This is a genomic window from Dapis brunnea BLCC-M229 (genome assembly GCF_050015995.1).
Classification (GTDB): Bacteria; Cyanobacteriota; Cyanobacteriia; order Cyanobacteriales; family Microcoleaceae; genus Trichodesmium.
This window is the reverse complement of the sequence record NZ_JBNHEP010000080.1, coordinates 47,205-55,352: the sequence shown is the minus strand read 5'-3', so window position 1 is coordinate 55,352 and position 8,148 is coordinate 47,205. Positions and strand designations below refer to the sequence as shown.

The 8,148-nt window shown below is 38.0% G+C and carries 5 protein-coding genes; 1 reads left to right on the top strand and 4 read right to left on the bottom strand.

From position 1 onward, the window contains the following. From ACP6PM_RS09045 to ACP6PM_RS09030, 4 genes are all read right to left on the bottom strand, one after another. On the bottom strand, window positions 1–2,872 hold a 2,872-nt coding region (locus ACP6PM_RS09045), incomplete at its 3' end, for an nSTAND1 domain-containing NTPase (protein WP_426583826.1). A 665-nt stretch (window positions 2,873–3,537) separates the two neighbouring features. Continuing rightward, window positions 3,538–4,242, bottom strand: coding sequence for a CADD family putative folate metabolism protein (locus ACP6PM_RS09040; RefSeq protein WP_426583824.1), 705 nt, complete (start codon window positions 4,240–4,242; stop codon window positions 3,538–3,540). Window positions 4,243–4,430: 188 nt separating this feature from the next. Next, window positions 4,431–5,723, bottom strand: a complete 1,293-nt coding sequence (locus tag ACP6PM_RS09035) for a PQQ-dependent sugar dehydrogenase (RefSeq protein WP_426583822.1) — start codon at window positions 5,721–5,723, stop codon at window positions 4,431–4,433. 274 nt (window positions 5,724–5,997) lie between these two features. Then, window positions 5,998–6,645 carry a hypothetical protein gene (locus tag ACP6PM_RS09030; RefSeq protein ID WP_426583820.1) on the bottom strand — a complete coding sequence of 216 codons (648 nt, stop codon included), beginning with the start codon at window positions 6,643–6,645 and terminating at the stop codon, window positions 5,998–6,000. Between the two features lie 120 nt (window positions 6,646–6,765). On the opposite strand from ACP6PM_RS09030, the gene ACP6PM_RS09025 reads away from it, so the two are divergent. Beyond that, window positions 6,766–8,115 (top strand): sensor histidine kinase, encoded by a 1,350-nt coding sequence (locus ACP6PM_RS09025; RefSeq protein ID WP_426583818.1) that lies wholly within the window; start codon window positions 6,766–6,768, stop codon window positions 8,113–8,115. Window positions 8,116–8,148 lie beyond the last annotated feature (33 nt).

Genomic DNA, 8,148 nt, shown 5'->3' with positions numbered 1-8,148 from the left:
TGACCTCTCCCCCAACCCCTCTCCTACGAGGAGAGGGGAGAAGAGGGGAAACTTTTTCATCCTCTAATCTTTCCTCTCCCCCTTCCCTTGCAGGGAAGGGGGTTGGGGGGTTAGGTGACTCTAAAGAGCTGACCTCTCCCCCAACCCCTCTCCTACGAGGAGAGGGGAGAAGAGAAGAAACTGTATCATTCTCCCTTCTTTCTTCTCCCCCTTCCCTTGCAGGGAAGGGGGTTGGGGGGTTAGGTTTTCCCCCACCAACAACAATTAACCGCGCATCACTCAACTTTTGCAACACAGACTCCATCACCTCCTTCCCATACTTCTTACCCAACAACTCCGACTTCAACACCCGACGGCGAGTATCCTTTCCCTCCTCACCCAACTGCACCAACTCCAGAAAAATAAACTGAGCGCAACTCTTCTCCTCCTCACTTAAATCGTTAAAAACCTCCTCCGCTTTATCCTGCAACACCTCCTTAAAACCTTTAACTACCTCCTGATAAACCTGCAAACTCAACATTCCATCCCGCCTCTTCTCCCACAACTCCCGCAACACAAACTGCAACAAAGGCAAACCCCCCAACTCCTCCTGCACTCCATCCAACAACACATCCACCAAACCAGACTCCACCTTTAACCCCACCTTCTCAGCAGGTTTAACTATAGCGTCTCGATATTCCTCCTCCTGCAAATTCGGCGACACCAAAATCAAATTCTGCTCAACCAAAACCTCCAACTCAGGCACCTCCAAACAATTACCAATAAAATCATCCCGCAACGTAATTATCAACCTCAACTTATCCGACGTTTCCCGCAAAGCACCCAACAGCAAATTCAGAAACTCCAAACGTTCCTTTTCACCACTCAAAGTAAATAATTCCTCAAACTGATCGACCACCAAAACCACCATCGGTTCGACCCGACGACGCAACCACCACACAAACCATTCCACACCCAAATGCAACGAACCCTCCATTTCGTCAGCGTTCCCATTAGTCGCCAATACCTGAGCTAAAGCACTTATCAGAATTTTATGAGTTTTATGAGTTTTGTTAGTTTGGCCAGAGAGAAAATCACTAGGGCGAAAACAATAGCACAAACATTTACCAGGCGGTTGCTTCCCGGCCGCCAGTAGTGGCAAAACACCAGCTTGCACCACCGAAGACTTCCCACTACCCGAAGCACCAACCACCGCCAAAAACGAACTATCCCGCAACCTTGCCAAAATTTCCTGTGTCAGCTTTTGCCTACCAAAAAAGAACTCCGCATCCTGTTGACGAAACGCTTCCAAGCCCTTATAAGGGCAGATATTAGCATCAAAAATTGTATTAGTAGTTTCTCCAGGAAGTAAAATATCAATAGCATTCCCAGACAAATAAGTAGTAATTTTCAACCGTTGCTGCAATTCAATAATTAACCTTGCAACAGTCAAACCATGTCGAGCATTTCCCAATATTTTCACCAACTCCAGAGAAAACTGCAACGACGAGGAAGCAATAATACATTGAGACTTATTCGCTTGTTGGTTTAAGTCTTCCACCCATTCAGAAAGCACATCATTTTCAGCATCAGGAAAATCAAGAATAATCACCTGTTGACGCATATTAGAATTCCGTAACTGTTTCTGCAACCAAAAACAACTAATACGAACCCCTTCTCCCAAAACCAAATAAGACTCATCATCATTATTCTTTTCCACCCCACCCCGAATATACAAAAACAAGGTGTTATTGTCCGACTCCCCCCTTTGAAAGGGGGGTTGGGGGGGATTTTCAATATTCAAACATTCCAATATTCCGTCTTTTACTCTCTGCCAAGAGCTGTCTGTTCGTGGCCAATATCCCACAACAAATTCACCCCGACTGTGCAAAATACCTGATAAAGAAACAGTCTCTTCACATCCAGCCAAACCATTAATAATTACAGCCTGTCGCCGACTATTTTCATAACTATTAATCGGCACAATTCCTAATACAAATTCTCCCGCACCTTCCACAATTCTTAGAGGAGTTTGCCCAGGAGATTCCGACTGAATATTTGATTCACCACGATTAGCTTTTTGTTGATTAGTCAAACGAATTTGCTGATTAGTTTTATCAATATATTCCAAAGTGCGATGATAAACATATTTATATAAACTATCCGCCTCAATTACTCCCGACTTATCCGCAGCTTTCCCCAAAAAACCTTGAATCAAATAATAAGTAAATAATCCATGTTTTAAATTTTTCCATTCTTCAGATTGTTCATACTTATCGCAAGACAAAAGCGCATAAAAACCTTTACTTTTAGCAGCCCTTTGCCAAAATAATTCAATTAATTGTGGAGCAATACTAGATGTTTCAGATTCAGATAATTTCTTACTTTCAGACAAATGCTGAAAATTAATACTCGTTCCACCACTATGACAAGCATCAATAAAAATCAATTGATATTTAGCACCACTTTCTGCCAACTTTTGCAAAATTTCTGCCACAGGCAAACCTGTTGTAGCTAAATTATTAGTTTGAGTATCTTGCAGACATAATATTGGTTGCTGAGTTTGTTTATCTAAAAAACCATGACCAGAAAAATAAATTAAAATAGTATCTTCTTTAGTTGCTTGAGATACTAACTTTTCTAAACTATTTTTCACCACATCAAGATGAGGAGATTCAGGAGTATTGTCGTGATGGATAATAATAGTTTTATTGGTGAATAATTGTGTAGCTAATTCTAGTGCAGCCTTTAATTCTTGACAATCATTAACACAATAATTAAGGTTATTTATTTTGGCATCATTATATTGATTAATTCCCACTAAAAGAATTAAAAGTTTAGCTTCACCAGTTTGAAGTTTTTCTACATTAGAATTACCAGCCGATCTAGGCATATATTATTCTCCTTGAGGAAGTGAGGAAAGGGAGATAGAAGTCAGAAGTTTTTGTTTGTAGAATTGCTCTAGCCCATGAAATATTTATCGGGCTAGAGCAATTCTACGAGCCTTGTTTTAAGCATTTAGTAATTTGCTAATCTCTACTTCGACTGCTATACAATATATACGATGACAATCATAAAAATTATTCAAATTGAGGAGAATTATTTAGAATTACCTGCTGATTTCGGCATATATTATTCTCCTTGAGGAAGTACAGAAAGGGAGATAGAAGTCAGAAGTTTTTGTTTGTAGAATTGCTCTAGCCTAGAAATATCTATCGGGCTAGAGCAATTCTACGAGCCTTGTTTTAAGCATTTAGTAATTTATTAATTTCTACTTCGACTGCTATACAATACATACGATAATAATAAGAAAAATTATTCAAATTGAGGATAATTATAATGAACCATATTAACAACAATGTAGGGACGTTGCATAACAAAAATGCGAACGTCCCTACTTTGTTGTTAATTAATTTAACTTGATATTAGTCAACTAATTATTCAAGATGTTAACTAACACAGGACTTACGCATGAGGTACGAAAAACTAGGATTTGAGATTGCTTCCCTGTCGGTCGTAATGACGAAAATACGTTGTACTGCGTAAGTCCTATAACAATTAATTCACAGCTTGACAATATTCTTCATAAACACCATCAAGCAATAAATTCAAAGCATCTACCGCTTTTGCTGCTGCTGCTAATGCTTCCTGTTTTTGAGCATCAGTTTCACATAGTTTTACCAATGCTTCTTTTGTAACTTTGCTGTGAATTTCATCAGCTTTTTCATGTACTTTAAAAAAGGATAAAGCTGCTTCAGAATCAATACCATAAAATTCTTTCAAACCAGCAATTTTTGTAGTAGCAACTTCGGGAATTTGTGACTCATAAGCATAAAGAGCAGCCAAACCTTTAGCAGGATTTTCACTCCGAGCTAACTCCTTGAGAATACTTACAGATTCCTTAGTTTTTGCTAAATGTTCCCGCTCTTTAACTGCTTCTCTTTTTACTCCTAAACCTTCAGCAAAACGTAACCATAATTCAGGGTGATTTGCTGCTCCCATTTCTTCTTCAATCAAATTTTCTAAGAGCATTTTCCGAATTTCTAAATCGTCACAAGCTGCATGAGTAGCACTAACATAAGTAGGGAAATAATGAACTTGTAGATAATATTCTTGGGCGTACTCTTGCAACATTTCTAAAGATAATTTTCCTTCATTCCACATTTGATAGAATGTGTGCTTAAGTAAATGTTGTTTTTCAATAATCTCGTCGAGTAGGGAAATGAACTCTTGTGCAGTCATTTGTTTGTCTTGAAGCAACATACTTATTCGCTTAATTAATGGTTAAATATGGATAATAGCACAATTTTCTGGCTTGTCAAGAGAATAAAATGTTTTTTTGATAAATTAAATTCATCTGTGAATGCTGATAGCTGAATGCTAAAAGTTGATAGCTAGTTAATGATAAAATCTTTGTCGTGCGGGCATCTTGCCCGCCACAAGTGTACCTCCTATCCTCCAACAGGTTCGAGTCGAATTAATTGCCCATTTGGCCGATCGGTGAGAATGTACAATAGTCCATCAGGTCCCTGTCGCACATCCCGGACTCTCTGACCCACAGGAATAGAATGCTGACCGATAACGTTACCTGCTTCGTCTAGCTCAATGCGACGAATATCTTGTGAAACTAACCCACCCGCAAACAAATTGCCTCGCCACTGGGGAAAGCGATCGCCGTTATAAAAAGCTAAACCAGAGGGAGCTATGGAAGGAGTCCATATCACTTTGGGGTCTATCAGACCGGGGCGAGATTTTTCGGGAGAGATGAGTCCTCCAGAATATTCACGACTGTGAGTAACTACAGGCCAACCATAGTTTTCTCCCCCCTCAATCAAATTTAGTTCGTCACCACCTCTGGAACCATGTTCGGTTGCCCAGATTCGATTTTTTGCCGGGTCTAATGTAATTCCCTGGATATTGCGGTGTCCATAACTCCAGACGGCAGGTTTGGCATCTGTAGAGGTGGCGAAAGGGTTATTGGAGGGTATAGATCCATCATCATTCAATCTGATCGCCTTGCCTAGATGACTATTGCGGTTTTGAGCTTGTTGCCGAATAAATTCGCCATTGAATTCAATAGGTGGGTTGCCACCATCGCCAATACTTGCCACTAGAGTTCCGTCAGACAACCAAACAAGACGCGACCCAAAATGTTGTGCGCCTGGTTTAGTTTGGGAAACCTCAAAAATTACCTTTAGGTTGCGCAGAGTATTATTCTCAAGTCGAGCGCGGGCGATACGAGTCCGGTTTGCCGAGCGATCGCCGTGGGAATAGGTTAAATAGATCCAACGATTTTCTGTAAAGCGCGGGTGAACTGAGACATCCAATAAACCACCTTGACTAACAGCAAAGACTTGAGGAACTCCGGCAATAGGAGTCGGGTCTAAAATTCCATCACGAACAATTCGCAACCGCCCTGGTCTTTCGGTAATTAGCATTGCTCCATCTGGCAACCAGGCAATACCCCACGGATGTTCTAAGTTTTCTACTACAGTTATTTTCTGGTAGTCTGAAGTAGAGGCGATATTTTGATTATTAGAGACGGATGAATTTACGGTAGATTTGCTTTGAGTCTGAGCAACGGTGGGAGATTCAAGTTGAACTTTTGTGGTACAGCTTACAGTTCCTAATAGAGCGATCGCCATTGTAGTACGAAAGAATATTGTGCTTCCCCTTGTTATGAAGCAATAGATAATATTAAGTGGTTTTTGTTTTGGTTGAGAAAACAAATTGTATTGAAACATACTTCACTCTGCTATATGATACTGAAATTTAATCTATTTTAGCTATACTGAAACTCTTGTTAAAAAGAGTCTTAATATGATATAATATTTAACAAAAGTTTTGAATTTTTTTGGACATTTTGAAACAAGGAAAATCTAGATGACAAATACAACCTGCTTTGATATTTTTGAGCAGTGCGTAGGGGATAAAATCAAAAATTTTCGTTGATAGGATTTTACCCCTTCTTTTAAGAAGAGGTAATTATTAATTGTTAATTGCTGAATGATTTTTTGGTCATCGCATTTGTCTTTGTTGACGCAACTGCTCTTGTTGTTCTTCAGTTAAAATATTTGCGATTTGTTGGCGTGATGACTGCATGATTTCACGCATTTGAGTTTTTTGCTCTTCAGAGAGATTTAACTGCTTCATTACTCTTCTTCCTCGTTGACCTTGTGAAGTTAAAGTTTGGAACTGTTCCTGTTGTTCAGGAGTAAGAATATTTTGAATTTGAGCTTTGGTTTGCGCCCTAATTTCTTCCCACTGGGTTTTTTGTTCGGGAGTCAGATTCAAATTTTCAAGTTGGGCAACAACTCTCTGACGAAACTGCCCAAGTTGTTCTTCAGTTAAAATATTTGCCATTTCTTGGCGTGATGACTGCATGATTTCACGCATTTGAGTTTTTTGCTCTTCAGAGAGATTTAACTGCTTAATCGCTTTTCGTCTTCGTTGACCTTGTGAAGTTAAAGTTTGGAACTGTTCCTGTTGTTCGGGAGTGAGAATATTTTGAATTTGAGCTTTGGTTTGTGCCCTAATTTCTTCCCACTGAGTTTTTTGCTCGGGAGTCAGATTCAAATTTTTAGGTTGGGCAAGAACTGTCAAAGGATTAGCAAAAAGAATGGTGGTAATAATGCTAAATAATATAGCCAAAGAACGACGTTTCATTGTGTTTATTCCCAATTAATTTTTTTTATTGAGTGTTTACTTATGTTCTATCCTACAAGTCGCAACTCTCAAATAACCTGAGATAAAAGTCCTAAATTCCTCTAGGACTTTAGTCCTACAATGTATCTGATTAGATATTTATTTAACTTGACTTATGTAGAGAAATTTTCTGCTAGACATGAAAATTTTAGTCTGATGATTCATGCTAAAATTGTGCCAAAATTAGCTCTCGACAGACTTATGATTATTTTCCCGAAAATAGCTAAACATCCTATTCGTTTTTTACTATACTTAGAATGGATTTTATTGGTAATCATTGCTCTGAGTGAAATTCTGAAATTCCCTCTCTATGGTCGTCGTAGAATACAGTTTTTTCCTACAACAGAAGTATCAAATCTACTATATATAAATCTTTTGCTCCTGATAGTATTTAGCATAATGGGGCTATTTTTACCTATTAATAAATCTCGTTACCAGAAAATTATTTATACTACTGTCGAAATTATTTTAATAATTATTATGTCGTTCTTGGCTGGTTTGCATTTATCTCCACTTTTATGTCTAATTTTGGTGATTCGGGATTGTTTTATTTTTGCAGAACGGCAAAATATAATTATCAATATTTTTGTTTTTTCTTTATTTACACTTATTCAAATTCAAAGATTACAAAAACTGACTAGACTGCCATTATTTGCTAGAGAAAGATTCATCTTAGTTCTCTTCAGTTCAATAATTTTATTTGGATTATTAATAATTTTTCTCCAGTTATTAGTAAAAGCAGTGATGTCAGAACGAAAAAGTCGAGAAGAACTAGCAATTGCCAATGAAAAACTACGACAATATGCCCGAAAAATAGAAAACATTGTCGCTTTAGAAGAACGAAATCGGATTGCCAGAGAAATTCACGATTCTTTAGGGCATTATTTAACAGTTTTAAATGTTAGTTTAGAGGCAGCTTGGAAACTGAGAAAATCAGAACCAGAAGAATCAATAGAATTTTTGGCTTCGGCTAAACAACTAGGTTCAAAAGCTTTAAATGAAGTGCGTCAGTCAGTGGCAGCTTTACGGGATAATTGGTGGCTAAATCAATCTTTAGAATCAGCGATCGCTAATTTAATAGCAGATTTTTATAAATCTACTGGTATTTTACCCACAAGCAATATAAATATCAATTATTCTCTGAATTATGAAGTAAAAATTGCTATTTATCGTATAGTGCAAGAAGCGTTAACTAATATTTATAAATATGCCTCAGCAACTATAGTAGAAATTCATATTTTCACCACCACAAATTTACATCTAATTGTTCAAGATAATGGCCAAGGATTCAACTTAAAACAAAATACTACTGGATTTGGCTTGCAGGGAATGCAAGAACGTACTGTAGCATTAGGAGGTGAGTTGGAGATTTTGACTGATCCTGGTGCAGGATGTAAAATAATTGCTAATTTTCCCTCTTTTAGGGAATAGGGAATAGGGAATAGGGAATAGGGAAGAAAAAAA